At 33.7% G+C, this 25,086-nt stretch carries 36 protein-coding genes and 1 tRNA gene; all 37 read left to right on the plus strand.

The features are described from left to right. The first annotated feature begins 29 nt into the window (after positions 1-29). The 37 genes from CS873_RS02085 to CS873_RS08290 all read left to right on the plus strand — a co-directional run bounded on the left by CS873_RS02085 (position 30) and on the right by CS873_RS08290 (position 25,015). Positions 30-263 (plus strand): hypothetical protein, encoded by a 234-nt coding sequence (locus CS873_RS02085; protein WP_138108120.1) that lies wholly within the window; start codon positions 30-32, stop codon positions 261-263. Then, the gene (locus CS873_RS02090; protein WP_099973858.1) at positions 260-481 is read left to right on the plus strand and encodes a DUF3310 domain-containing protein; all 222 of its coding nucleotides are present in this window, start codon (positions 260-262) and stop codon (positions 479-481) included. Before CS873_RS02085 ends, CS873_RS02090 begins: the two co-directional genes overlap by 4 nt. A 43-nt stretch (positions 482-524) precedes the next feature. Then, a complete protein-coding gene (locus tag CS873_RS02095) occupies positions 525-959 on the plus strand; it encodes a DUF722 domain-containing protein (protein WP_245823086.1) in 435 nt (144 codons plus the stop codon). A 797-nt stretch (positions 960-1,756) separates the two neighbouring features. Further along, positions 1,757-1,829, plus strand: a tRNA-Phe gene (locus CS873_RS02100). Between the two features lie 192 nt (positions 1,830-2,021). Further along, entirely contained in the window at positions 2,022-2,207 is a 186-nt protein-coding gene (locus tag CS873_RS02105; RefSeq protein WP_099974237.1) for a hypothetical protein, read from the plus strand. Positions 2,208-2,257: 50 nt separating this feature from the next. Further along, a complete protein-coding gene (locus tag CS873_RS02110; protein WP_138108121.1) occupies positions 2,258-3,436 on the plus strand; it encodes a metallophosphoesterase family protein in 1,179 nt (392 codons plus the stop codon). Beyond that, positions 3,426-3,629 carry a hypothetical protein gene (locus CS873_RS02115; protein WP_099974239.1) on the plus strand — a complete coding sequence of 68 codons (204 nt, stop codon included), beginning with the start codon at positions 3,426-3,428 and terminating at the stop codon, positions 3,627-3,629. The genes CS873_RS02110 and CS873_RS02115 overlap by 11 nt, the downstream gene beginning before the upstream one ends. Continuing rightward, entirely contained in the window at positions 3,630-4,037 is a 408-nt protein-coding gene (locus CS873_RS02120) for a terminase small subunit (protein WP_099974240.1), read from the plus strand. Then, positions 4,030-4,275 carry a hypothetical protein gene (locus tag CS873_RS02125; protein ID WP_099974241.1) on the plus strand — a complete coding sequence of 82 codons (246 nt, stop codon included), beginning with the start codon at positions 4,030-4,032 and terminating at the stop codon, positions 4,273-4,275. The genes CS873_RS02120 and CS873_RS02125 overlap by 8 nt, the downstream gene beginning before the upstream one ends. A 2-nt stretch (positions 4,276-4,277) precedes the next feature. Further along, positions 4,278-5,534, plus strand: coding sequence for a PBSX family phage terminase large subunit (locus tag CS873_RS02130; RefSeq protein ID WP_179946637.1), 1,257 nt, complete (start codon positions 4,278-4,280; stop codon positions 5,532-5,534). Positions 5,535-5,544: 10 nt separating this feature from the next. Next, positions 5,545-6,885, plus strand: coding sequence for a phage portal protein (locus CS873_RS02135; protein ID WP_099974243.1), 1,341 nt, complete (start codon positions 5,545-5,547; stop codon positions 6,883-6,885). Further along, the gene (locus CS873_RS02140; protein WP_099974244.1) at positions 6,878-7,768 is read left to right on the plus strand and encodes a minor capsid protein; all 891 of its coding nucleotides are present in this window, start codon (positions 6,878-6,880) and stop codon (positions 7,766-7,768) included. The genes CS873_RS02135 and CS873_RS02140 overlap by 8 nt, the downstream gene beginning before the upstream one ends. Before the next feature lie 119 nt (positions 7,769-7,887). After that, the gene (locus CS873_RS02145) at positions 7,888-8,517 is read left to right on the plus strand and encodes a capsid assembly scaffolding protein Gp46 family protein (RefSeq protein WP_099974245.1); all 630 of its coding nucleotides are present in this window, start codon (positions 7,888-7,890) and stop codon (positions 8,515-8,517) included. A gap of 4 nt (positions 8,518-8,521) precedes the next feature. Then, positions 8,522-9,397 (plus strand): N4-gp56 family major capsid protein, encoded by an 876-nt coding sequence (locus tag CS873_RS02150; RefSeq protein ID WP_099974246.1) that lies wholly within the window; start codon positions 8,522-8,524, stop codon positions 9,395-9,397. A gap of 39 nt (positions 9,398-9,436) precedes the next feature. Further along, a complete protein-coding gene (locus CS873_RS02155; RefSeq protein ID WP_099974247.1) occupies positions 9,437-10,081 on the plus strand; it encodes a hypothetical protein in 645 nt (214 codons plus the stop codon). Positions 10,082-10,098: 17 nt separating this feature from the next. After that, positions 10,099-10,806 (plus strand): hypothetical protein, encoded by a 708-nt coding sequence (locus tag CS873_RS02160; RefSeq protein ID WP_099974248.1) that lies wholly within the window; start codon positions 10,099-10,101, stop codon positions 10,804-10,806. A 9-nt stretch (positions 10,807-10,815) separates the two neighbouring features. Continuing rightward, a complete protein-coding gene (locus CS873_RS02165) occupies positions 10,816-11,196 on the plus strand; it encodes a phage head-tail connector protein (protein WP_245823069.1) in 381 nt (126 codons plus the stop codon). Then, complete coding sequence (locus CS873_RS02170; protein ID WP_099974249.1) at positions 11,186-11,488, plus strand: phage head completion protein; 303 nt, start codon at positions 11,186-11,188, stop codon at positions 11,486-11,488. The genes CS873_RS02165 and CS873_RS02170 overlap by 11 nt, the downstream gene beginning before the upstream one ends. Beyond that, positions 11,488-11,850, plus strand: coding sequence for an HK97-gp10 family putative phage morphogenesis protein (locus tag CS873_RS02175; RefSeq protein WP_099974250.1), 363 nt, complete (start codon positions 11,488-11,490; stop codon positions 11,848-11,850). Before CS873_RS02170 ends, CS873_RS02175 begins: the two co-directional genes overlap by 1 nt. Before the next feature lies 1 nt (position 11,851). After that, positions 11,852-12,247 (plus strand): hypothetical protein, encoded by a 396-nt coding sequence (locus CS873_RS02180; RefSeq protein WP_099974251.1) that lies wholly within the window; start codon positions 11,852-11,854, stop codon positions 12,245-12,247. Between the two features lie 15 nt (positions 12,248-12,262). Further along, positions 12,263-13,117 (plus strand): phage major tail protein, TP901-1 family, encoded by an 855-nt coding sequence (locus CS873_RS02185; RefSeq protein ID WP_099974252.1) that lies wholly within the window; start codon positions 12,263-12,265, stop codon positions 13,115-13,117. A 68-nt stretch (positions 13,118-13,185) separates the two neighbouring features. Further along, positions 13,186-13,524: a tail assembly chaperone gene (locus CS873_RS02190; protein ID WP_099974253.1), complete on the plus strand. Its 339-nt coding sequence runs from the start codon at positions 13,186-13,188 to the stop codon at positions 13,522-13,524. 95 nt (positions 13,525-13,619) lie between these two features. Continuing rightward, positions 13,620-13,934: a hypothetical protein gene (locus CS873_RS02195; protein WP_169922436.1), complete on the plus strand. Its 315-nt coding sequence runs from the start codon at positions 13,620-13,622 to the stop codon at positions 13,932-13,934. 46 nt (positions 13,935-13,980) lie between these two features. Beyond that, entirely contained in the window at positions 13,981-17,106 is a 3,126-nt protein-coding gene (locus CS873_RS02200; RefSeq protein WP_099974255.1) for a tape measure protein, read from the plus strand. Between the two features lie 2 nt (positions 17,107-17,108). Then, positions 17,109-17,924 carry a distal tail protein Dit gene (locus CS873_RS02205; protein ID WP_099974256.1) on the plus strand — a complete coding sequence of 272 codons (816 nt, stop codon included), beginning with the start codon at positions 17,109-17,111 and terminating at the stop codon, positions 17,922-17,924. Then, complete coding sequence (locus CS873_RS02210; RefSeq protein WP_099974257.1) at positions 17,921-19,378, plus strand: phage tail protein; 1,458 nt, start codon at positions 17,921-17,923, stop codon at positions 19,376-19,378. Before CS873_RS02205 ends, CS873_RS02210 begins: the two co-directional genes overlap by 4 nt. A gap of 11 nt (positions 19,379-19,389) precedes the next feature. Beyond that, positions 19,390-20,100 carry a hypothetical protein gene (locus CS873_RS02215; RefSeq protein WP_099974258.1) on the plus strand — a complete coding sequence of 237 codons (711 nt, stop codon included), beginning with the start codon at positions 19,390-19,392 and terminating at the stop codon, positions 20,098-20,100. A 1-nt stretch (position 20,101) separates the two neighbouring features. Beyond that, the gene (locus CS873_RS02220; RefSeq protein ID WP_099974259.1) at positions 20,102-20,797 is read left to right on the plus strand and encodes a hypothetical protein; all 696 of its coding nucleotides are present in this window, start codon (positions 20,102-20,104) and stop codon (positions 20,795-20,797) included. Further along, the gene (locus CS873_RS02225) at positions 20,797-21,402 is read left to right on the plus strand and encodes a hypothetical protein (RefSeq protein ID WP_099974260.1); all 606 of its coding nucleotides are present in this window, start codon (positions 20,797-20,799) and stop codon (positions 21,400-21,402) included. Before CS873_RS02220 ends, CS873_RS02225 begins: the two co-directional genes overlap by 1 nt. A 16-nt stretch (positions 21,403-21,418) precedes the next feature. Next, on the plus strand, positions 21,419-21,817 hold the full coding sequence (locus CS873_RS02230; protein ID WP_099974261.1) for a hypothetical protein: 399 nt from the start codon (positions 21,419-21,421) through the stop codon (positions 21,815-21,817). Then, positions 21,814-22,062 (plus strand): PilN family protein, encoded by a 249-nt coding sequence (locus CS873_RS02235; RefSeq protein ID WP_099974262.1) that lies wholly within the window; start codon positions 21,814-21,816, stop codon positions 22,060-22,062. The genes CS873_RS02230 and CS873_RS02235 overlap by 4 nt, the downstream gene beginning before the upstream one ends. A 25-nt stretch (positions 22,063-22,087) precedes the next feature. Continuing rightward, entirely contained in the window at positions 22,088-22,456 is a 369-nt protein-coding gene (locus CS873_RS02240) for a holin (protein ID WP_099974263.1), read from the plus strand. Positions 22,457-22,459: 3 nt separating this feature from the next. Then, positions 22,460-23,458 (plus strand): peptidoglycan recognition protein family protein, encoded by a 999-nt coding sequence (locus tag CS873_RS02245; protein WP_099974264.1) that lies wholly within the window; start codon positions 22,460-22,462, stop codon positions 23,456-23,458. Positions 23,459-23,796: 338 nt separating this feature from the next. Next, positions 23,797-24,222: a hypothetical protein gene (locus tag CS873_RS02250; protein WP_099974265.1), complete on the plus strand. Its 426-nt coding sequence runs from the start codon at positions 23,797-23,799 to the stop codon at positions 24,220-24,222. Positions 24,223-24,234: 12 nt separating this feature from the next. Further along, positions 24,235-24,432: a hypothetical protein gene (locus CS873_RS02255; protein WP_099974266.1), complete on the plus strand. Its 198-nt coding sequence runs from the start codon at positions 24,235-24,237 to the stop codon at positions 24,430-24,432. 81 nt (positions 24,433-24,513) lie between these two features. Continuing rightward, positions 24,514-24,798, plus strand: coding sequence for a hypothetical protein (locus CS873_RS02260; RefSeq protein ID WP_099974267.1), 285 nt, complete (start codon positions 24,514-24,516; stop codon positions 24,796-24,798). A gap of 88 nt (positions 24,799-24,886) precedes the next feature. Then, positions 24,887-25,015, plus strand: a complete 129-nt coding sequence (locus CS873_RS08290; protein WP_277750443.1) for a hypothetical protein — start codon at positions 24,887-24,889, stop codon at positions 25,013-25,015. Positions 25,016-25,086: the final 71 nt, after the last annotated feature.

A 25,086-nucleotide genomic window follows, 5' to 3' on the forward strand; every position in this document is an offset into this window, starting at 1 on the left:
ACGTGGTTATATACCACACAAAAAATTGTATGAAATGCAGACTCACTGCAGAACGTTTTGAAAAGGCTGATATTCCTGTTACAAAAATATTAGTAGACCCTAACACTGAATGGGGAGAACAGAAACTTAATAAGTTTAAATTGGCTGGACATCAAAGTTTTCCAGTTATCAGAGTCTATGCTGGTATGGAAGATGATGGTAGTGAAGCCTTAGATACTTGGAGTAATTTTGAATTAGATAAGATTAGGGAGTGGATTGGATGAATAAATCAGTAGAACACCCCTCACATTACACACATGGAAGTGTAGAAGTAATTGATGCAATGAAGGCAATGACAGAAGAAGAATATAGGGGATATCTTCGAGGCAATGCCATTAAATATCTATTTAGATCTGGATATAAGGATGATCCAGTACAAGATTTAGAAAAAGCTAAAACTTATATTGATTGGATGGTGGAGGGTTATCAGAAATCAGAGTAAAAGATTAGTTGACTATCCTAAGTTAGATAGGAGGGATTAAATTATTCAACAATTAACTAAGAGTAGACTTCTAGAACTAGAAGAGGATTTTAAAGAATATCAACAAGTTAATTACAATATTGCTGTCCGTGTGGTTTCATTAGAACATCCCTGGACAGAAAGCGATTCTAATATTGGTGGTGGTTCATCTGGAATCATTATCAAGCCACAAGAAATATTGGTGATAAAAAAAGACGAAGATAAGGAACTTCAACGTCTGTTTAAATTAAAATCTGATTGTGAACGTGCTATTAATAAAATGAGCGATGAACAATTACTTATGTATAATATGAGATTTGCTAACTCTGATTATCTTGGATGGCAAGAAGTTGCAGATAGGTTAAATTATTCTATCGCGGGTATTTATAAAAAACGATATAGATTATTAGAACTGTTAGCGATTGAAAAAGGATTGATAAGTGTAGAAAAAAACGTATAGTTTTCTACCGTGTCAACATGTTAAATTGATATAGTAGCAAAAATAATTATTAACCGATGTAGCCAGATTGGTATTGGTACGAGGACGCATAGCGTTTAAATAACTCCTACGATGATCAAGGTTCGATTCCTTGACTGGCTGTTTGTCAGGTAAAAGACGTTAAAACAGACGTACTTATATGTAGGTTCGATTCCTACTGCTCGCTTAGCTCATTGAAAATTAAATCAAGAATATATTTGAACACAGTGGAGAATGATTGAACATCATGCTGTGATGGTAGCTGTAAAACGGTTAATTTGATTATTGGGATACTTATAATTGATGAGTTGAGTATTGGAGACAATATTTAACTATAGTAAACGCTATTATCGTTTGTTGCCATGTGGATAATTGGTAGTCATTAAGGCATAACTAACATTTGGTAGCCACAATAGAACGGATAAACGTAATTCGGGGAAGCTAGTATTGCTAGAGAGTTAAACACTTTGGTTAACGCTAGTATGTTTAATAAGGCTATTTGACGTGAAGCATAGAAGTATGTGTATAACAAATGAAGTTAGTACGAGTAGCACAAGGTCAACCTATACAGAACAACTTAAAATAATAAATTTAAAAATCTGAATGTTCGTGTGAAAGTTGTTATCCGTCGAGATAGACTGCGTAAGTAATGCAAAAGGAAGTATAGAGGTAGCTCCTGTATACTCAGACCTTTTGAGCGCATAGCCTAATAAATGATAAAAATTTGAAGCAGGAGTAAAAGCCCAAATATATTTTTGATTTAGTTTTTAATGAGTAACGGTGTTATAGCTCAGTTGGTAGAGCAGATGGTTGAAGACCATCGTGTCGGTAGTTCAATTCTATCTAACACCATATGTCTATCTTCCCGGATAGGCAAATAAAAATAAAAAGGACCGCAAGAATTGCGGACCCTATGAAAAAATTACAATAAAAAGCATAGTCGCTCATTCGGCTGTGCTTTTTGTTTTGCATTATTGAAAGGAAAAACAGAGTACTTGATATATAAGGGATACAGAGATATTTAACTTTTGAGGAGAAATAAAAATGGATAAAGCATTTTTTATAATGTTGATATGGGGAAGCTTTATATCTATAACCTTTACGGCTGTTCTTTATATTATTACTGATAATTTAATTGGAAGAATTATTTTGATAATGATTGGTATCTTCCAAATATTTTATTCTACATATCGTGGATTTGATTACTATAAGAGTTTTATTAAGAAATAAAAATAACACTATTTTACGTAAGGAGACGGAAGCTTTTGAGAACTTGGAATATGAAAGAAATTAATAGAGCAAGGGATTTACGAAAAGCTGGCAGTACATATGCCCAAATTGCTCAGAAATTAACTGATGAATTTGATCGTCCCTTTACGCAAGATAGTGTGAGTTCAATGCTTCGACGTGAAGGATTACGTGATGATGTTACTGAAACACTCACTGCTGAAAATAGAGAGTGGAATAGTGATCATGTACAGACCTCAGAAACAATCATCAATGTTATAGATAATGAATGTAAGACACCTGAGGATATTTTAATAGCCCATGGGTATAATCCTAAATTATGGAAAATATCCAATGGTACTTCAAACTTTTGGAAACAAAGCGAAGGCACAACCTCATTTCAATCTAAGATATCGGTTAAACCAAGTGATGAATTAACTGCTAAAGATTTTGCTGAATTATTCAAGGGTGATATTAAGCCTCTCAAATTTAGTAAATTGCATGGTAGAACATCAAAACGTAACTTAGTAATTCCATTGGCTGATATACATTTAGGTTGGACGAAGCTATCAGATATCACGGATATGTTAGATAACATTAACGACGTCATTCAATCTAAAACATATGACACTATCGTTATTGAACAGTTGGGTGACTTATTCCATTCAGACCAAATTAATACTTCTACTACTGTAAGTGGTACATTGCTGGACAATGCGGATATGAGACAAGGTATCAAAGATGCTTTAGAGATGTTTGATATAATCCTTGGTACTGCATTTAAACACGCTAAACATGTTCAACTTAAGACTGTCTTTGGTAACCACTCTGGAGATATTGAGTATGTATTTTTATATGCAATGCGTGAACGATATCCACAATTAGATATAGAGTTTAATGATAATAACCCTGCCACTGATTGGCGTATGTGCTATATGTTAGGTCGAGTATCTATTATGTTAAGCCATGGTAGTTATGGTACTAAAAATCTTATGGGATTATATCCTGTTGAGTACAAAGATGAATGGTATTTAGGTAGTACTCATGAACTACATACAGGCCATTATCATACTGAAAGATTTAGAGATGTGAACGGAATTACATGGAGACAATTAGGAACACCAAAACCTAATGATCCTTATGAAATAAAAAATGGGTACACGACTAGTAAAAAAGTCATGTACCTTTTTGAATACGATGAAGAAAGATTGAGGGTTACTTATGAAATCTAATGAAAAAGAACATACCGGAATTGGTTTCTGTGGATTATTAACATTGATATTTGTTATTGCAAAAATAACAGGGTTTATTACTTGGAGTTGGTGGTTGGTTTTCTTACCAGTATTCATACCTTTATTGTTAGCTTTGCTTATTTTAGGCGTAGGCGGTCTGATTGTATGGATGTTGGATAAGGATGGTGATTAAATGACACCAAAACAAGAGTTATTTGTAACTGAATATTTAAAAGATTTAAACGCAACTCAGGCTGCAATTAGAGCTGGATATAGTGAAAAGACAGCTTATTCACAAGGACAAAGGCTGTTGAAAAATGTTGAAGTAAAATCAGCAATCGAGCAACAGATGAAATCTGTGAACAAAAAAATTATCGCCGATGCAGAGGAAGTAATGACCTTTTTAACTGATACTATGCGAGGAAATACTACATCTCAAGAGTTAACTAATACCGGTGAAGTTGTAGAGATTACTGCTTCTATGCCCCAAAGATTGAAAGCGGCCGAATTAATGGGCAAGAGACATGCCTTATTTACTGATAAAGTGGAACAAACTAATACAAATATAGATATCAATATTGGAGATTACGAAGATGAATAAGTTTGAAACAATTATAGAAAACGTTCTTGATGAAAATGATGCTTTAAAAAACAAATTAGAATATAGCAACTTTAAAATTAATTTATACAAAAGAATAATTTCAAAAAACTTAGATACTGAAACTTCATCTAGAGTTGTTGATGTTATGTCGAGCTTAGATACATTGGAAGATAATGGAGTTGATTTTAAGTCGTTAATAGATGGATACGATAAAGATATTGAGATAACGGTGGATTAATTATGACAATAAATATTAATATTAAACATCCTCAAAATGTATTTAATCGCCAAGTTTATTATGAATTAGAAGACTATTCAAACTTCACTGAAATCTGGTATGGTGGTGCTGCTTCTGGTAAGTCTCACGGAGTTGTACAAAAAGTTGTAGTAAAAGCCTTGCAGGATTGGAAATATCCTCGTAAGGTTCTTTTTTTACGTAAGGTTGGTGCAACTGTTAAAGAATCTATCTATGAAGATGTTCTTATAAGACTATCTGAGTGGGGCATTCTTCCTTATTGTCGAGTTAACAAATCTAACTATGAAATAACACTTCCTAATGGGAGTGTTTTTTTGTTCAAAGGAATGGATAACCCAGAAAAGATTAAATCAATTAAAGGATTATCTGATGTAGTAATGGAAGAAGCAACTGAATTTAATCAAGAAGACTATGAACAGTTAACTCTTCGTGTTCGTGAAAAGAAACATCCTGATAAACAAATCTATTTAATGTTTAATCCGGTTTCTAAAGCCAATTGGGTATATCAATACTTCTTTTTACACGATCAATCTAATACTATTATTCATCAATCTACATATCAGGATAATCATTTTTTAGATGAAAATACTAAACAACAGATTGAAAAGTTCAAACTTACTAATCCCGCATGGTATCGAATATATGCTCTAGGAGAGTTTGCAACATTAGATAAACTAATCTTTCCTAACTATAAAACAAGTCGCTTAGATAAGAATTCTGATAGACTCAGAAATCTTCCAAGCATGTTTGGATTGGATTTTGGTTACTCAAATGATCCTTCAGCGTTTATTCATATCAAAGTGGATGAAAGAAATAAAACTATTTACTTCTTGGAAGAATATACAAAAAAAGGGTTACTTAATAATCAGATAGCTCAAGCAATTAAAGATATGGGATATGAAAAAGAAGTTATTACTGCCGATGCAGCAGAACAGAAGTCAATAGCTGAAATTAGAAGAGAAGGTATCGATCGTATCCGACCAGCAAAAAAAGGTAAGGACTCTGTTATTCAAGGTATTCAATTCTTACAACAATATCAATTTGATGTAGATGATCGTTGTACTACTTTAATTGAAGAATTGGATAACTATACATGGCAAAAAGATAAGAAGAGTAATGAATACACTAATCAACCGACCGATCTGTTCAATCACGTTTTAGATGCAACTAGATATGCAGTTGAAGAGATTAATGGTAGAGGAAAAGTACAAGTTAAAACATATAGAAACCTATTATTCTAGGAGGAATTAAATGTTAGAAAATGGAATTGTAACAGATAATTATACTTATCTATTTCCAGTAGATAAACACCTAACTAATCAAGATATCTCTGATTTTATTGATTATCACATCAATAATGAATCAAAGATGTACCAAAGTAAGATTGATGAATATAAAACAAACGCTCCAATACTAACTAAAAGTTTTGGTGAAAGTATGCTAGATCATAAACGATTGGCAGTTCCTTTTCCCAAGTATTTAGTAGATACATTAAATGGTTTCTTTGTTGGAATTCCCCCAACAATTACAACCAAGAAAGAACAACAGAATAATGAACTACAAACATGGATTAACAAGAATTCAGTTGTAGATAAGATTAATGAAGTTAGTAAGCAGTCATCTATTTATGGACGTTCTTACATGCTCGTTTACAACAATGAACAGAGTGAAACACGGGTAACTGTTTGTTCTCCAACTAATTCATTTATGATTTTTGATGACACTATAGAAAGAAAACCATTAGCCTTTGTTAACTATAGTAAAACTAAAGACAATGAGATTGTTGGAGATATTTATTATTCAAACGAGCGCCAACACTTCACCTATTCGGGTGGACTAAGAATAACAGAAGTTAATACACTTATTTTTCAAGGTAATGTTCCTGCAATTGAATTCTATGATAACGAAGAACGTCAGGGTGTCTTTGATAATGTGCTTACACTTATTCATGCAATTAATGAAACCTTAAGTGCTAAATCTGATGATATTGATTATTTCGCCAATAGTTACTTGTTCTTAAAGAACTTTGCTTTAGAAGAAGAAGAACAGCTTAACATTCAAGAACAGAGGATTATTTCAACTAAAAATCCTTCATCAGACATTGATGTTGACGCCAAGTTTTTAGAGAAACCTAGCGCTGATGACTTGCAAGAAAACCAATTAGACCGATTAACTAATTTAATATTCCAAACTTCAATGATAGCTAATATTAATGATGAAGTCTTTGGTAATGCCACAAGTGGTACTGCTTTGGAATATAAACTGCTATCTATGAGAAATCTAACTGCTAATAAAGAACGTAAATTTACTCAATCATTACGTTGGTTGTTCGATGTTTTGGCTACTAATATACAAATTGGTGAACCGTCTGATTTTACATATTCATTCACTCGCAACCTTCCTAATAATACTTCTGAGGAAGCTGACTTACTTAAAAACTTAGACGGTGTTGTATCAGATGAAACAAGACTTTCTTTAGCTTCATTTGTCAAAGATCCTACAGCTGAAATCAAGCGCATGTTTGAAGAAGATAAAGAGAAAGTTAAAAAAGCACAGGAAAATTACCCTGGAGCTGATTACATAGATGGTTAGTAATCAATATTGGGAAAAACGTAGTAAGTCTTGGAGTGATAATAAAATCAAAGATGATGAAGAATTCGCCAGACTATTAAGTCAAAAATATAATTCACTAGAGCTAGAAATTAACAGAGAAATTAATGAGTTTTATGTACGATATGCCAAAAAAGAAGGTTTAACTTTAGACCAAGCTCGTAAAAAAGTAAGTGAGTTTGATGTTAAATCATTTCAAAATCAAGCAAAACAAATGGTTAAAGATAAAGACTTCTCAGATTATGCAAATGAACGTTTAAGGCTTTATAATGCAACATTACGTATAAACAGATTAGAAGCTCTTAAAGCTCGTATAGGGCTTGATATTATTAAAACTAATAGTGAGATTGAAGAATTACTAAAGCAACATTTAAGTGAAGATCTATATAAAGAAGCAAAAGAGAACGCGGGTATTCTTGGAGTAGATATTACTAAATCACAAAGTCTAAAGATAAACACACTTCTTAATGGTAGTTATCAAAACACCACATTTTCAGAAAGATTGTGGATGAATAACGATGCACTTAAAGCCGAATTAGATAAGATGTTAAGTCGCGGAATGATACAAGGTGAACGTTGGGATAAGTCTATTTCTAAAATCAAGAAGCAACTTAACTCAAGTGTTAAGAATGCAAATTACGCAGCTGATAGATTGGCTAGAACAGAATCGGCAAGAATGGCTTCGGAGTATAAAATAGATTTAATCAAGTCGCAAGGTTACAAAAACGTAAAATGGCTGTGTGAGCGTGGTGCGTGTTCAATTTGCAAACCATACGACAATAAGATATTTAAGATAAAAGAAGTTCCTGATTTACCAGTACATCCTAATTGTAGATGTCACTTTATAGGAATAACGATTGACTAGCATTCAACTAAAATAGTTGAGTGCTTTTTTAGTCCAAGCATTGAAGACTATAAAAGCTATGGGAATTATAATGTGCAAGCCTTGATTCACATATAAAGCTAGGGGAAAGAATATATAGCATGGAAAACGAAAATCAAACACAAGAAGTTAATGAAGAAGTAGATGTATCTACTGAAGAGAATGAATCTAAGGATAGTAACTTAGACCAAAATACAGACAAAGAAACTAAGACTTACACCGAAGATGATTTTAATAAAAAGCTTGATGAAATGTTTACTAAGAAGTTTTCAGAATTAAAAGCAGACAATGAAAGAAAACTTAAAGAAGAAAAGAAACGAGCTAAGATGTCCGCTGAAGAAAGAATTAATGATGACTTGAAACAAGCAGAAGAACGAGCTAAACAAGCAGAAGAAGCACTTAGCTTAAGAAATTCAGCTGATCAAATTACTAGTTCCTTAAAAGAAAATGGTATCTCAATGGATACTATCTCATCTGATTTAATTAACATTCTTAATTCAACTGATGAAGATGTTGCGAATAAGAATGTAGAAGCATTGGTTGACTTTAAAAATGCTATCGCAGAAGAAGTACGAAAAGAATTATCTCAAGGAAGTACTCCAAGAGTAAACGGTGGTACAGCCACAAAAACAGTTACTGGAGAGGATTTTAAGAAAATGGACACTGCTGAAAGAGTTCAATTTTCAAGAGAACATCCAGAAGAATTTAAACAAATAACAGGAGGTCATTAATATAATGGCAGAAGAAAGAACACTAACAATGTTAAAGGATTTAGTAAATCCTGAAGTTATGGCACCAATCGTTTCATATGAAATGGAAAACGCACTTAGATTTACACCAATTGCTCAAGTTGACGATACTTTGCAAGGTAACCCCGGCGACACTTTAACATTTCCTCAGTTTACATATATGGGAGATGCAAAAGATATTCCAGAAGGTGAAGCAATTCCGCTTGATAAGATTGGAACCAAAACTACTAAAATGACAATCAAAAAAGCTGCAAAAGGTACTGAATTCACTGATGAATCATATCTAAGCGGATTGGGTGATGTTGTTGGGGAACATCAAAAACAATTAGGTATTGCTATTGCTAATAAAGTTGAAAATGATGTAATTGATGCCTCTAAAACTGGTACACAAAAGGTAACGATTGAAGCAACGGTTGAAGGTATCAATACAGCTATGGATATTTATAACGAAGAAGAAGACGGAGTGGTAGTAGCTCTTATGAATCCTAAAACAGCAAGTAAAGTTCGCTATGATGCCATTCAACAAAAAATTAATACTGACGTTGGAGCAAATGAATTAATCAAAGGTACTTACGCTGATATTTTAGGTGTTCAACTAGTTAGAACTCGTAGATTAGCTGAGAATGAAGCCATCTTCATTAAAACTGTTGACCCAGAAGATAAACAAGCACGTCCAGCTCTTAAACTATTGATAAAACGTGATATTAATGCGGAATCTGATAGAGATATTACACGCAAAACTACAATTATGACTGCTGATAAGATCTATGGAGCATATTTGTATGATGATTCAAAGGTTATAGTTGCAACAGTTGGAGGCGACAAGCCTGCCACACCCAGCAAAAGCGCTAAAAATAAGTAATATTACTGAAACTAGCGCTGATATAGTGGGGGATTAAATATGAGTAAATTATTTATTAACGATGAAGAATGTACTGATGGTTTTAACGTTAAGGATAAATTGACATTTAAGGACTATATGGGTGGATCAACAAATAAAGCCATGCTAAAAGATGACAACGGAGATGTACTTGATGAGAAAGAATTTTCTTTGAAAATACCTGCCTCTCGTTGGTTCTTATGGTCTGGTAAATTGGATGGAGAAGTCATGGATTTGCGAGTTGAAGCAGAACTTAAAGATACAACCGAGGGAACTGTTTCATACTCAAAAGATATTCAAGCCGGTCAATTGTCCTTTGCAAGAGCCAAATACGCCGCTCCTAAGGGAACAGTTATTCCTGAGGAGGATATTGATACGTTCATTAACTACTTTGTCAATGAAGATGGCGAACCAACAGAGAAACTATTGAGCTTGAAACCGGGCATTGAAGTCTTTATTGATGATGTAGCCTATATACAAAACTCTCTAATTTCTAAAAACGGTACACCTGTAATTCAGATAGATGCTGTTACACCAGCTCAACTTGAAGGACATGAAGGTGCAGGAATAGCCATTGGGGTAACTCAAAAAGTAGTTATTAAACAAGCAGCTACCGAAGATGTACCTGAACCCCAAGATTACACAATTAATCTTAAGTGGATATAGAAAGTGGGGGATTTTAAATGTCTGACTTATATTTAAACAACTCCCTTGTTAAAAAAGATTTTCAAGTTGGGGAATTATTTCATGCTGAAAATATGTTGATTGGAAAATCGCAAACAGTTGAGTTAAAAAATCAAAATGAAGTAATTTTCAGTGATAATTTCACAACGTCAAAACCGATACCTAGTCCAATAGAAATTGCTTCTGTTTCTTCTACTACATCTGATGATGTGACCATCGTTGTTAAATTAATTGATAGCGATCAAAAACTGAGTGTAGTGGATAAAGATAATAAAGTAATTGCGACTGCTAATACTGGTGTTAAAACTATTCACATTAAAGGACTAAAACCTGGAACTAAATATTCAGTAGGAACTTATACTTTGAAAGCTACAAACAGTTTCAACGATGAAGTAACTACTAATATTCCAGAGTTTACTGTTGCATGGAAACCACCAGTTCCAGTAATTAGTAAGGTTGAAGTTCCGGATAGTACGCATGTTAAAGTCACTGTTTCTAATTTGAACCCAGTAGATAAGTTACAGATTAAAGACACTGTAGCAAACAAAATATTAGTTAATGGTGTAGTTGGTAGCTCAGTTGTTAGTGCCCCCGGTTTAACTCCGGGTAAAAAGTATGCAACAGGTGAACTAATTATCTTTGCTAAAAACGATAATGCGACAGGTGACTCTACTAATATTCCGGAGTTCACTACACCAGCCAGTTAGGAGGGTTATATGCCAGAAGAAAACACAATGCTGGATGATATTAAAACGCTCTTAGAGATTGATGATGAGGATAAAGATAACCAGCTTAAACTTATTATCAAGAAGACAAGAGAGCGTCTTTTAAATAAACTTCATTTGAAAAAGGATGAAGAAATACCTTTTGAACTTGAATATATTATTTTTGAGGTTTCTATTCGTAGATTTAATCGAGTAGAAAATGAGGGTATGACCAGCTATTCTCAAGACGGTGAAAGCATCACTTTTAAAGATGATGATTTCTCAGATTTTAACAAGGATATTCAAGACTATTTAAACGAAAATGACGATAGTTCTAAACCAGTCGCTAGCTTAACCAATCCTTATGCAAGGAGAGTTAACGATGAGGTTTAACAAGAAAATTACTTTTATTCATGAAGAAGACTCTTACAATACTGAAACTGGTAAACATGAGACTGTTGAAACTGAGGTAGCCACTATTTGGGCAAACGTTACAGATAATAGTACACAAAGAAGTTTTGAAACTTTTGGTAAGTACGATTCCAACACTAAAACAATAAGACTAGCTAAGCCGATTAGGTTAAACTGGTCTTTTTTAATGATTGGAAAAGATAAGACTAAGTATGTGAAAAAGCAATACTTAGACACTTCAAAAGTAAAGAGCTTACTGGTAGGTGAAGCTTAATGGGTATTCATTTTAAGATATCTGGTTTGAATGAATTACAAGTTCAGTTAAAAAAACAGGCGAATTTATCAGCTGTTAAAACTGCAGTACAAAAAAGCGCTGAAGAACTAGAAGAAACTGCCATTAGGAATACTAGTACTGCCTACAACAAAGGATATTCAAAAGGATTTACACGTAGTCATATTAATAAATATCCAATGGGAGATGGTCTTTCTTGGCGTGTTGTTATGGAAACTAACTATTCACCATATGTGGAATTAGGTACCAGATACATGTCAGCTGAACCAGTTATGAAGCCTGCACTAAATACTGTATATCCCAAGTTTATTAGCAATATTAAAAAAGCGGTTGAAAGGGGTTAATATGCAATCCCCAGAATTAGAACTATTCAATTATTTGTATAAATTTTCATCTGATAAAGGTTATAGCACATATGACTATTTACCAATGGAAGATGAGAACGCTGAATATCCATTTGTTATTATTGGAAACTCTCAAACGGTTAACGATAGTACAAAGTTCAGTTTAAATGGATCAATTGACCAAACAATTGAGTTCTGGAATGACGCTAAAGATAGGGCAAATGTAAGTGAAATGATTGATAGCTTTTTAAAAGAAGCTTTAAAAATCAGACGTACCAATCACTATAACCTAGCTTTAGAAATTAATAGAACCGAACAACGTTTGGTAATTGATACCAGTGTAGAAAATCAAATTCTACTACATGGAATATTAGATTTACATTTCAAAATTTTATAAAGGAAGGTTATTTTTATGACTGAAGAATTAAAGCAATTAGGTGGTAAAGATTTAATTATTCTTGCCCGTCCATACGCTAAACGTGCCACTATGAAAGCACAATATGTTCCTTGGCAAAAATCAGGTGAACTTGATATGTCAGCTGATAGTGATACTGAAACCACTAAAGATGGATCTACAACTACTAAATCACCCGTTACTGCGGAACTAACTTTAGAATTCAATAACAATAATTCGGGTATTGCGGACGATCTACAAGATGCCGTAATTAATGGTGAACTATTTGAATTCTGGCTATTATCAAGAGATCGCAAGAAAACTGCGGATGGAAAAGATACTTATTTCAGTTGGTATATGCGTGGTTACAACACTGAAGATGATGTTTCAGGTGACGCAGACGCAGCAGCGACACGTTCTATCACTATTACAGTTGATGGTACACCTAAAAAAGGTTGGACACCTCTAGATCAAGAGACACAAAGTTTAATTGATTATATCTTTGCAGGAACTGATGTAGCAGCGTCCGAAACTGATAAGGGTGGTGGAATTGATTATGATTCTACTGTCGATGGTGCTAATAGAGTGAGTAGTAGCGAAGAAATAGCAGTAAATGGGGTTAGTATTACACCCACTTCAACCGATGTAGAGGTTGGTAAAGCAATTAAGCTGACTTCTACGGTTAGTCCGGCAAATGCAACAAATAAAAAAGTTACATATAAGTCATCAGATACAGCTAAAGCAAGTGTTACATCTGATGGAACAGTAACTGGTGTTGCAGAAGGAACTGCAGAAATTACAGTCACGACTGACGATGGCGGTAAAACAGCTAAGTCAACAGTAACTGTAAAAAAAGCATCCACTACAAAATAACAACTAAATAAAGGTATGGTTTCCTTAAACTGGTGGCGGATGGAATAAAAATTTTATTAGAGGTAATTATGAATATTAATATTAACGATAAAGATTATGAATTAAACTTTGGTATTGGTTTTCTAAGAGAAATTGATAAAGTAGCCGGATTAGATGTTAATGGTGTGTCAATGGGTATGGGAATGTCTAAAACATTACCAGCTATCCAATCTTACGATATGTTGGCACTTATTAACGTCATTTATTCCGCAACACACGCATGTAACCCTAGACCAGGTATTCAAGATATCGAAGAATATATTGGAACTTTGAAAGATAAAGACGTAGAAAAACTATTTACAGATGTAGTGAAAGAACTAAAAAAGTCACCAGTAACTCGCTTCCAAATGAACAAGATGGCTCAATAGAACAGATACCTATACCCAGCGAGCAACAGTATAGAGAAATGGTTGTCACAGCTCTTTCTAGTTTTAATATGAATGATCTTATTGAGATTAGTAAGATGAGCTTATATGAGTATTTTTTACGTTTAGAAGCATATCAAGTTAAACAAGTAAATATGCAAGAGAATATTGCTTTACAGGCTTGGTTGAATCAAACAGTTCAAGCTACAACTGGATCAAAAAAGAATCCAAAACCTAAATATACTAAGTTTGAGGAATTCTTTAATTCAGTTGATGTTAAAAACAATATTCATAAAACATTTAATAAAGATTATGTACCTCAGGTAGAATCTGAAACTGAAAAGAAGAAGAGGATTGCCGAGGAACGTAATAAACGCTATGTGGAATATATGGCAAAGAAAAAAACAAATTGAGGGTAGTCATTAGGTTGACTGCCCTCTTTTTTGGAAAGGAGAAGATATGGCTCAAAATTTTAATATTGAGGGTATTCTTTCAATTACCGATGAGAACTTTTCCAATACTTTAGGTAATGCCGCAAAGGCTGTAGGTCAACTAGGAAAAAATACCGAAAATGGAATGAAAGGTGCCAGTAACAGTTTAGACGGAGTATCCAGTGCTTCTGAAAGAGCTGTATCATCAATAGGTAAGATTTCTTTAGGTGTAGTTGCGGCCAATGCTTTAAGCAAGGCATTTGGTGCAGTTAAAGATTCCGTAGGAGATGCTGTAAGTAGATTTGATACCTTAAACAATTATCCAAAAGTCATGGAACAGCTTGGTTATTCTACTAAAGATGTTTCTAAATCTATGGATACATTAAAGGGCGGAATAGTTGGTTTACCTACATCACTTGATGGAATTGTATCATCAGCGAAAAGAATGGCTTCTATAACTGGTGATTTAGATAGTGCATCTAAAGCCTCTATTGCCTTAAATGATGCGTTTCTTGCCAGCGGATCTAGTACTGCAGATGCGGCTCGTGGATTAGAGCAATATGTTCAGATGCTTTCAACAGGCAAAGTTGACCTCGAAGCTTGGAAAACTCTTCAAGAAACTATGCCTTCCTCACTGAAAAAGGTAGCTGAAGCTTTTGGATTTGCAGGTAAAAGTGCAACAAATGATCTTTACGCAGCCCTCCAGAGTGGATCAATAACAATGGATCAATTAAACGATAAATTCATTGAGCTAGATGGCGGCGTTAATGGTTTTGCCAAACAAGCCCGAGTTGCTTCCGGTGGAATTAAAACATCATTTGAAAATATGCATACTGCCATTGTTAGGGGACTTGCCAATTCTTTAACAGCCATTGACGATGGATTATCAAAAAACAAATTACCTACTATAGCCGAAACCATTCAAAAGGCGGCCGGAATGATCGATAAAGCATTTTTAGCAATAAACAAAAGTATTCCTGTTGTTATTGATAAATTTGCGCAATTCGGTATTAGTTTACAGCCCTTATCTGGATTATTAGGTGGTGTAGCTGTAGGGATTATGGGATTGATGGCGTTAAGTAAGGTTGCCCCAGGAATAAACGCAGTTGTTCAATCTCTCAAACTTTTTGCAGGAGCATTAAGTGCAGCAATGAATCCAATGACACTAATTGTAGCTGGATTAGCCTTGATAGCCTTGGCGTTCTATAAAGCATATACAACAAGTGAACCATTTAGAAGTACGGTGGATAATATTGTTAAAGCTTTGCAAGGAGGATTTAACCAAGCTATCAAATTTGCCTCTGATACATTAGAATCATTTGGCATTCATGTCGGATCAGCAAAAGATTTATTGAAACAATTCAATGATTTTATTAGTACTCCTATAGGACAGTTAACTCTATTAGGCTCAGGTATCGGTTTAGTAGTAGGGGGACTGGCTACCATGAGTGGAGGTTTTGGTGGGGTTTTAAGTAAGCTAAATCCATTCAATAGTGGAATTTCTTCATTAGGTAAGAGTATAACTCCTGCTTCTAAAGGAACAAGTCAACTTGGAAAGAGTATTTTAGAAATCGGTGTAGGTATCGGAGCTGCGGCAGCAGGACTAGGTATATTTGCGTTTGGAGTTGCAGCATTGGCAAAGCAAGGTGACAAAGGAACACAAGCATTGGGTGCGATGACGTTTAGTATTATCGCCGTTGTAGCAGTGCTGGCCTTATTAAGTCCTATTTTGCAAGCCAATTCAACCGGATTAATCGCTGTAGGTGTGGCTGCACTTGGAGTTGGAACGGGGATAGGTCTTGCAGCAGCTGGTATTGCTCTATTAGTTTTCTCATTTGTTTCATTAACTAAAGTAGCAATAATGATAGTTCCTACATTTGTTTCAATAGGTAACGGATTTACAGCAATGATGAAAATTTTGCTTCAAGGTGTTGTATCGAATATTCCATTAATAACTGCAGCATTTGTTGGAATGGGAACGGCAATATTAACCTCAATCATTACCCTTGCACCACTTTTGACACAGGCTTTCGTAACTATTGGCACTAGTATATTAACAGCAATAAGTACACTGTTACCACAAATAATTACATTAATTCAAAATACGGTCATACAAATATTAGCTGCTTTAACAGCGGTTATTCCACAATTTATATTGTTTATGGATACCTTAATCAAAGCACTAGTAGCCGAGATTGTTGTACTAACTCCAATTCTTGTAGAAGCTGGTTTAACAATAATTCAAAGTTTATTAAATGGTATAAACTCACACATTGAAGATATAACAACTACGGCAATTGAAATTATTGTGAAGTTTGTTAATACCATTGCTTCAAATATGGGACAAATAGTTAACGCTGCCGTTAATTTAATTGTTAGTTTTGTAAACGGGATTGCAAGCAACTTAGGTAGGGTTTTAGATGCTGCAATTAATCTTGTATCTAAGTTTCTTATGGGAATTGCTCAAAGAATACCAGAAATAGTTAACGCTGGTATAAAACTAGTAGAGTCTGTTATTCAGGGTATTGGTTATACAATTGGAAGAATGCCGGGTGAAGGATTTAAATTAATAGGTATGTTTGTTAAAGGTCTAATACAAGGGTTATCTGATTCTTTGAGTGGCGGTAAAAAGAATGGTAAAAGTGCTAAAGATGGAGTTAAAAATGGCATTGCAGGAATATTTAGTGTTGGTGTAGATCTAGTTAAGGGATTTGTGAATGGAATAAACAGTTGGGTAGGTCAAGCCGCTCAAGCTGCTGCTAATATGGCCAAAGGAGCATTGAATGCCGCCAAAGGAATGTTAGGTATACATTCACCTTCCAGAGTATTCAGAGATGAGGTAGGTAAATATATTTCATTGGGTATGGCTGCGGGTATTGAAAAGTATTCAGGTAGTGTTATTTCTGCTTCTGCGGATTTAGCAAACGCTGCAATTCCTGACATCAAAAATAACGACATATCAAATGTAATGAGCGCTGCCAACAAGCGTATCCAAAAAGGATTAAGTGCAAATGTTAATAGTGAAATGACTATTAATGCACAACCTGCAAATATTACTCTAAATATGGGTGATCAATCATATAATGCCTTTGTAGATAATATTAACCAAGCAGGAAATGCAATTCTACAACAACGCTTCGGAAGAGGTTTTTAATTATGTATGAATATCACAACACAGAAAAATTAATAAATGAAGAAGAATATATACCAAACGAAAGTCTGTTCTTCCTTAAAACAGGTAAGAATATCGAAAGTATGGTAGATGGTTACATGACTGCCAATGTTGAAAATCGTGAGCTAATGTCGCCATCAGTTACTTTAGATCAAAATGATGTTATTGACGGTGCACATTTAACCAATAAACGTTTTGGGTCTCGCGAGATTACAATTACATACGTTTTAACTGCAGCTAATGATAGAGATTTCAGATTAGCTTTTAATAGATTGAATGCAATCTTACAAAGTAAGAAGCCATTTGATTTTTATTTCTATGACGAAACAGAGTATTACTATACTGGTGTTGTTAGTTCAGCTGATAGTGTTAAGACAGGTACTAATCAAGTTATTAGTAAGTTTACTATTACGTGTTTAGATCCGTATAAAAAGAGTGTAGAACTTAAATCTATAACTGGAAAAGGTCATTTTAAGTTTGAAGATTTCAATTTATTGTATTCAGTTAAACCAGAAAAAATTGTATTTGATTTTACAGGTTCATCTTCAGCTACTTATATTCAAGATGGAACGGCTAGAAACAATGAAATTATTATTGTAGGGCAGTTCGGTAGTGGAGATCAAATAACAGTGGTACCTCGAGACCCAGAAAAAGGTTTTGTTTATTTCTTTAAGACCAAAGCCCCAGAAAGACTAGATACCGGTGCTAGAATTGACAGTTTCACTTTAGAAAATGGCAATGAAATAGTAGCTAGTTCTAACGCTAATGTAACGATCTATTATAGGGAGATGCTCCTATGATTTTCTATACAATGGATGTAAAACAGAATATAACTGGTATTATTGATTATCAAAAATCAATGATTGAAAAAGAATATATCAATAAATCTAATGAGTTGAGTATTACTTTACCGTTTACTGATATCAATAAATCTCTGTTAGACAAATCCATGTACATTTTATTACCAGTTGATAGTGATGATTTCAAAGTAAGTGGACATGTATACTCAATTGTAAGCTATACTGCATCGGTTAATGAGATAACTATAAGCGGCTTTGAAACAGCCTATGAAGATATGAAATCAAGTATAGTTGGTAAAGTATGGAATACAGTACAAATGGATAGTTTACTTGGTTACATATCTGGTAGTTTGCCATTTCCTAAGACTTGGTCTTTGGGTGTAGTTCCAGATAATAGTTCCTATGAACCGCTAGCCATACCTGATGAAGATTTAACAGTTACTGAGATCATGAGTAAAGCGGTTAACGCTTGGGGTTTTGAGTTTGATTTTATATATGTAATATCACAAAACAAAATTTCTCAACGTATTATTAATGCATATACCCAGCAGGGGAAGGTTAGAGATAATCTAAGATTTAGTTCTACTGAAGATTTTAACGGAACTAAATTAACTGAAGATAGAAGTGGTATTTATACTTCCATCATTCCTTATGGAGGTTCTTATACACCTGAACATGAGGATCAAAATACTGGTGGAATGTGGAATACGATTGGTGCCTATGGAACAGTTAAAATAACTCAAATACCTGCCTACAAATACGATGACAATAGAAACAGATATTCAAGTGGTAGTACTGGTTTTGAATTAAATTCTGAATGGAAAACTAATTTAAAGATGTATTACATTGATAGCAACGGTGATGAAGATGAGTCAAAAGTTTTCTATCAGGTAGCTACAAATATGTGGGTTAGAGGTTTAGATGTGAGTTTCAGTGGTGACACGGTCGATGATGGGCACGGGAATACAACCAGTCCCGAAGATCCAGCACAAGTAGTCGTTGATATATCACAAATTGAATGGTCTGTTTCTTCTGGTAATCCAGTAAATAAGCCTAAAGGCTATCCAAATATTGAAATTCCAGAGGCTACTGCGAACTATGGTTACGCAGATGGTCAACCGAGAGAACTAGTTAAAAAATATGATAATATCTATGATTCGTATGAATTGGCTAGTGCAGCTTACAAAGATTTATTAAAAGTATGTACACCAGCTAGGAAAGTTGAAACTAACTTTAGGAACTTAGGTACTCAAATCAATTTAGGTGACACTATATTTTTATATGATGAAGCGTTAGATATCTACGCTGAAGAACGTGCCACTGAAATTGATCGTGATTATACGAATCCTAACAATAGTAAGGTAACCTTTGGTACAACGTTTGCAGGAACACCAGAGGACTTAGCCCGCGGCTATATTGGAAGTATTAAAAATAAGATTAAATATTATAGTTAAGGAGAAAATATATGAGTGAATTTATTGTTCATTTGAGTTCTAACAAGTCTGTAACCTATGCACCTGATAAAGTAGATATCAGACAAAACGATACTCAAGATACGTTGAAAGTTTATTGTGATGACGACTTAAAGCTGACTACATCAAGTGTAGTGGGCTTTTTTAGTACAAAACCAGATAAGCAATTAATAGCGATTGATAAAGTGGATATCTCTACATTTACAGACGTAGTAAATGGGGAAGATAAAATTGTTGGTTTTACGTATAAATTACCAAAAGAAATTTATCAAGCTTCAGGTAAAGCCACATCTACTTTCTTTAGAATAGATGGTACAAGTACATCAAACTTTACTATTCGAATATCTAGAGAAGCAGGTGACAATGGTTATGTAGAAAGTAATTCTTACATTATTGAATTAGAGGAAATATTAAAACACGCCAGACATGATCATGAGCTTATTGAAGAATTGTTAAAAAGTATCGATATTGACGCTATTAAAGAAGAACTTCAAGAGGTACAGGATCACTTAGCAGAAGTAGTCACTAATACAGAAAATAAGATCAAAGAAATCGAAGATCTTATTAATAGTAATGATGTCATTAAAAAATCTGAGGCTGAATCAATCATTAAATCTATTGTAGAGTCAATGGATATAGATACAGATGACCACATTGAAGACCCTGAATTGTTGGCAAGAATCAAAGCAAGGGCAGGTGCTTAATATGGCTAATGATTTAACGACTAGTGCGCAAGCGCTAGATAAAACAATAAGCAAGATTGTTATGAATGGTAATACCTACACTCCTGACAACTTGGGAAAAATTGATGTCGGCGAAATTAGTAGCGGTAGTGATGTGGATTTTAAAGACGAAGATACAACTTCTAATTTAGGGTATGAGCCCATACTCTATGGCGTAAAAGAAGATTTTAGCAATTTACCAGACACAATATATATTCAATTTCCACGGACCAAAGGCACTTTTAGTTTGAATGATAGTAATGAATATACAGTTGGGTGTGATTTCCATTTATCCAAAATGATTGGGAAAATACCAGAGTTGAAAATAGACCAAGATACAAAAGACGATGTTATCCCACAAGTATATTTTGCTTTAAAAAAGTCCGATGTATTAGCAAACGTACAGGCAAACGCTTCGGGCGGTCCCGCACATATGATATTCAATTATAATTCAGCTACTCCAAGCGGTTCAAACGTTAGTTTTGTATATGTAAGTCCAAGCGGGACTATTGCGTCAAAAACTATAGATTTATATAACTTTTGGTGTTATGCACTGTATAACAAAAAAGCCGGTGGAAAGTTAGAAATGCGGGTTTTTCTTAACGTTAGAAATAAATCAACAAATTCATATATCAGTCTTACTGACGGGTGCGCAATAAGATTGGGGGAAATGTCATAATGAATCATTTAGGATATCTTGGTGAAGCCTTAGACAAAACAATGTCACAATTTCAATATACTAAAGACGGACAAGTTAAAACCAGAACACCAGATAGTACAGGTCTGTTAGATCTGTCTGATGATTTCCCTGCTCCACCGCCTATTAATTATTTACAATCTGGAACATCTTTATATAGTGGTAGCTCATCTTCAGCCTCTGGAACAGTAAAATTAAGTGGTGTAGAGGATTCATTCCACAATATTAAAGATGGAATAGTAATTGAATTGAATGAGTATTCAACTACTGTTCATGTAGGGCTTGTTATAACTGGTGCTGATGTACATGTTAAAACAATTGATACAGCTACTTTTGCTCCTCAAGGGAAGATAACTATAACTAAAGATCAACTTACGGCTGGTTCACAATTGAAATTTAATACTCCTAATGGAACATCTATAAACTGGTTGAAAGTAAGTAATGGTAGTTCTTACGGTAAAAATAATGCTACTGATGTTCATTTTTATGTAACTCCTAATAATAATGATGGAACATTGAGTATTGATGAAATAATAAAAGCAACAAATACAGCGAATTTCACGATTAAAGGAATAACTGTATTGTAGAGAGGAGATGAATAAAATGAAAGAAAGATTGAGCCATTTAAAACGTCATTATCATCGAAATTTTAATTGGTTGTCAATTTCAGTAGTCACTTTTTTCTTAGGTATATTTCTATACCAACAGAGACACGTTATTAGTGAATCTCCTCATTTCATATCAGTAGGATTTTTAGATACTACACCAATGTTAATAGTGGTATTTACAGTTTCTGTTTTAGGTATCTTTATATCTCTTTGGAATATAACCCTTTTCGGGGCAAAATATATATTAATTGGAGCACTGGAGACAATCTGGTTGCTCTTTTTCTTTGCCTTCGTTCAGGTAGATATGATATTTGGAAAAGTTAGTATCGGCGCAGGATTATCTTTATATATTGTATTGATGATTCTTGCATTTGCGAGGGGTGGTAAGATGTGAAACCTGAAGTATGGGTGTTTTTAGGACTGTTTGTGTCAGGAATATTTGGAGTTGTAACTGCGGTGATTGCCAAAACAACAGACAAGGTCAATTACATAGAACAGTTAAATGCCCAAATTGATCGCGTTAAAGGTCGTGATGATGAAATCGCTGATTTAAAAGAAGAAATAAGAATTTTAAAAAATATAGTCGAAGAACTACAAAGAAAAATTAAACACAAGGAGGATTCAGATAATGAACTATAAAGATTGGGGAAGTTGGTATTAATAAATGGAATTAATATCAGCAATGAATTTAGTAACTACAGTCAGTTTATTAATTATGGCGTTAGGTTGTTACGTAGTAACACAAGCGATAAAGCTGTCTCAAATTAAGTTGGCTAATAAATATTTACCTTTTGTATCAATGATAGTTGGTATTATTGCCGGCTTATTAGTTGGATATTTTATGCATGAGGCAGATTTAGGTAAGTCAGCTATTGCAGGATTCTTAGTAGGATCAGCTACAGCTGGACTGTTCACAGGATTTAAAGGTATAGCAGGTGGCTATGATACTAATAAAGTTAATACTACAACGGAAGATGTTTCTGTTTGGAAACCCACAAATGAACAGCAAAATAATAAAGGAAAAGAGGACTAACCTATGGATTTAAATACAATTGATAAAACATATGCTCTAACAGGTAATCAAGGCGATAGTAGAATTGCAGAAAAACGTTTTATTATTCTACATGAATCTGGTAATGACTCAGATAGAAAAAATGAACGAGCTGTTAAAAATGAAGCATCTTACATGCATGATAATTTCGGTAATGCATATACAACTCATTTTGTTGGTGCTTATGATGCAAAAGAAAAGATTTATCAAATCGGAGAACCTGGCTATGTATCTTGGGGAGCATTAAATGCTAATCCATATGCACCGGTTCAAATTGAGTTTGCAAGATCTACTAGTCCAGAAACTTTTAAAATTGCTTATCGAGCATATATTAATTTAGCTAGATATTACGCTAATTTATATGGTATTCCATTAACTTTAGACCAAGGAGGAGTTAACACACCAGGTATTAAAACTCATTCGTGGGTCACTAAAAACTTTGGTGGTGATCACGTTGATCCATACCCTTACTTTGCAGAAATGGGCATTACTAAAGAGCAATTAGCAAAAGACTTAATGAATGGAGTGGATGGACAAGTGGCTAAAGAAAATACCGTAAATAACATAGTTAAAGTAACAGATAATAGATTTAAAGCATTTACTACATACGATAAAAACGGTAATCCTAATGTAGGTACAGATATCACACCTAGCTCAGAATGGGTATCAAATTCAATTGTTGCTTTAACAAATGAAAACTTACCATTCTATCAAATAGCTACTAATATCTTTATTCCTCAAAAGATTACTAATTTTAAAGATGTTGTAGTGATTAATTTACCTAAATCAGAACATGCATACACTGTTAATGATTTAGGTGAAAAGACGGGAGATAAAGTAGATAACTCATTAATTGGTGGTTCATCTTGGCAACATGATGGCACTCTTTATCCAATGAAAAATGGAGTAATAGCATATAAGATTGCTTCTAATCTATATTTACCTGTTCAGTTTGCTCAAGGTTCTGGATATACAGGCAAATGAGCAATATAATTGCTAAAAAGTATGGCAAGGATTACATTTAACTTGTACTAGATATTCCTTTAGTACAGATTACCTATTATTCGTTATAAAGAAGCCCTTACTCAAATCGAGTAGGGGCTTTTTTATTTTGTGAAAATAATTAATTCATAAGTTCTATCTATCGCAATAACTCATATTATAAATCATATAATTTTATGTTATTGACAATTTGTAAATATAATTACGTTCATATAAAAAATCGATACGTTTATATTTATTTTATTTGTGAAGTATAATTCAATGTTAATCTATAAATGTGATAAACATCACGGAAATAAATATACACGGGGGGATTTTTTATGAAAAAATCTATAGTAAAATTAGGGGTAAGTTTAGCAGCCGGTTTGATGATTGGAAGTAGTGCTGTTGGGTTGACTAGTATTAAGGCTGATACAGTTACTTATAATTTAAGTGATTCGGAATTGGAAGATAATACCTTACCAATAGATCAATCAGTTGATAATAATATTGTACTGGATGGTCCTGCCGCTAATACACGAGTTGGATACTCTACTGCCGCTAAAGCAGTTTTAAAAGTTTGGAAAAAATTACCTGCACCTGTAAGAAAAGCAATTGGGGGCTATACAGGACTTGATGGTTTTTTAAGAGCAATTGATCACTTCACAGGGACAGAGTGGACTGTTATTTATAACGCATGCAAATACGTTGGTATGAGCAATGATGTCGCGTGGTGGGTTACACAAACAATTACATTGTTTATTTAAGGAGAAAATTACATGCAAAATATAGAATCTAAAGTTTTATCAATTGTAAAATGGTTTTCATTTATATTTCCAATTTGTTATTTTATATCGTATTGGTTTGGCATTAGAAACGATGCTCTTAACTTATTATCTGCGTATCTTATTGTTCAATGGGGATTTATTAATTTGGCGATAATATCAATAGGTATATTCAAAGCTATTAAGCAATAAAATAACCTCTACCTTAATTGGTAGAGGCTTTTTTATTTCCTCTTTACAATCAGAACATATGTTCGTATAATGTTCTCTATTATGAATAAACTTGCAGAGAGAATTAAACATACACTTAGTTATTATTATGATTTAAAGTTTGACCACTTACTATTGGTAAACAATACATTGGAAGATGTAAGTACCATTTTTTTAGAATGCAGCGGAAACACATCACTGATTTTATTTGAGCATAGTCCAATGGAATGGGAAGCCATGCATAAACTAATTAAGGAGAGCGCAGGGGAATTACATATAAATAGTTATCTGGTTAGAAATGAAGTAGATGAGGTACCTAAAAAGGTAATTCTAAAATTAGATAAATAATGTTAGTACTTTTTATTTGAAGTTTAAATAAAACAAAACTAAAATAAAAATACTTGCCACTGTAGTTATATTAAGTAGGAGGTAAATAATGATGAGTTATCGTATTCAATTAAATACGGACTCTCAATTGTTTACTGTAGTAGATAAGAACAATACAAATGTTTTTACAAGCGGTAGAACAATTGAAGAAGCCGTTAATAAATTTAAGAATTTATAAAATAAGCTCCCACTAATTAAGTTTAGTAGGGGCTTTTTTGTTTTGCATAAAAAAAGAGATAGACACGGGCA

This window comes from Companilactobacillus metriopterae, from assembly GCF_002762335.1.
GTDB lineage: Bacteria > Bacillota > Bacilli > Lactobacillales > Lactobacillaceae > Companilactobacillus > Companilactobacillus metriopterae.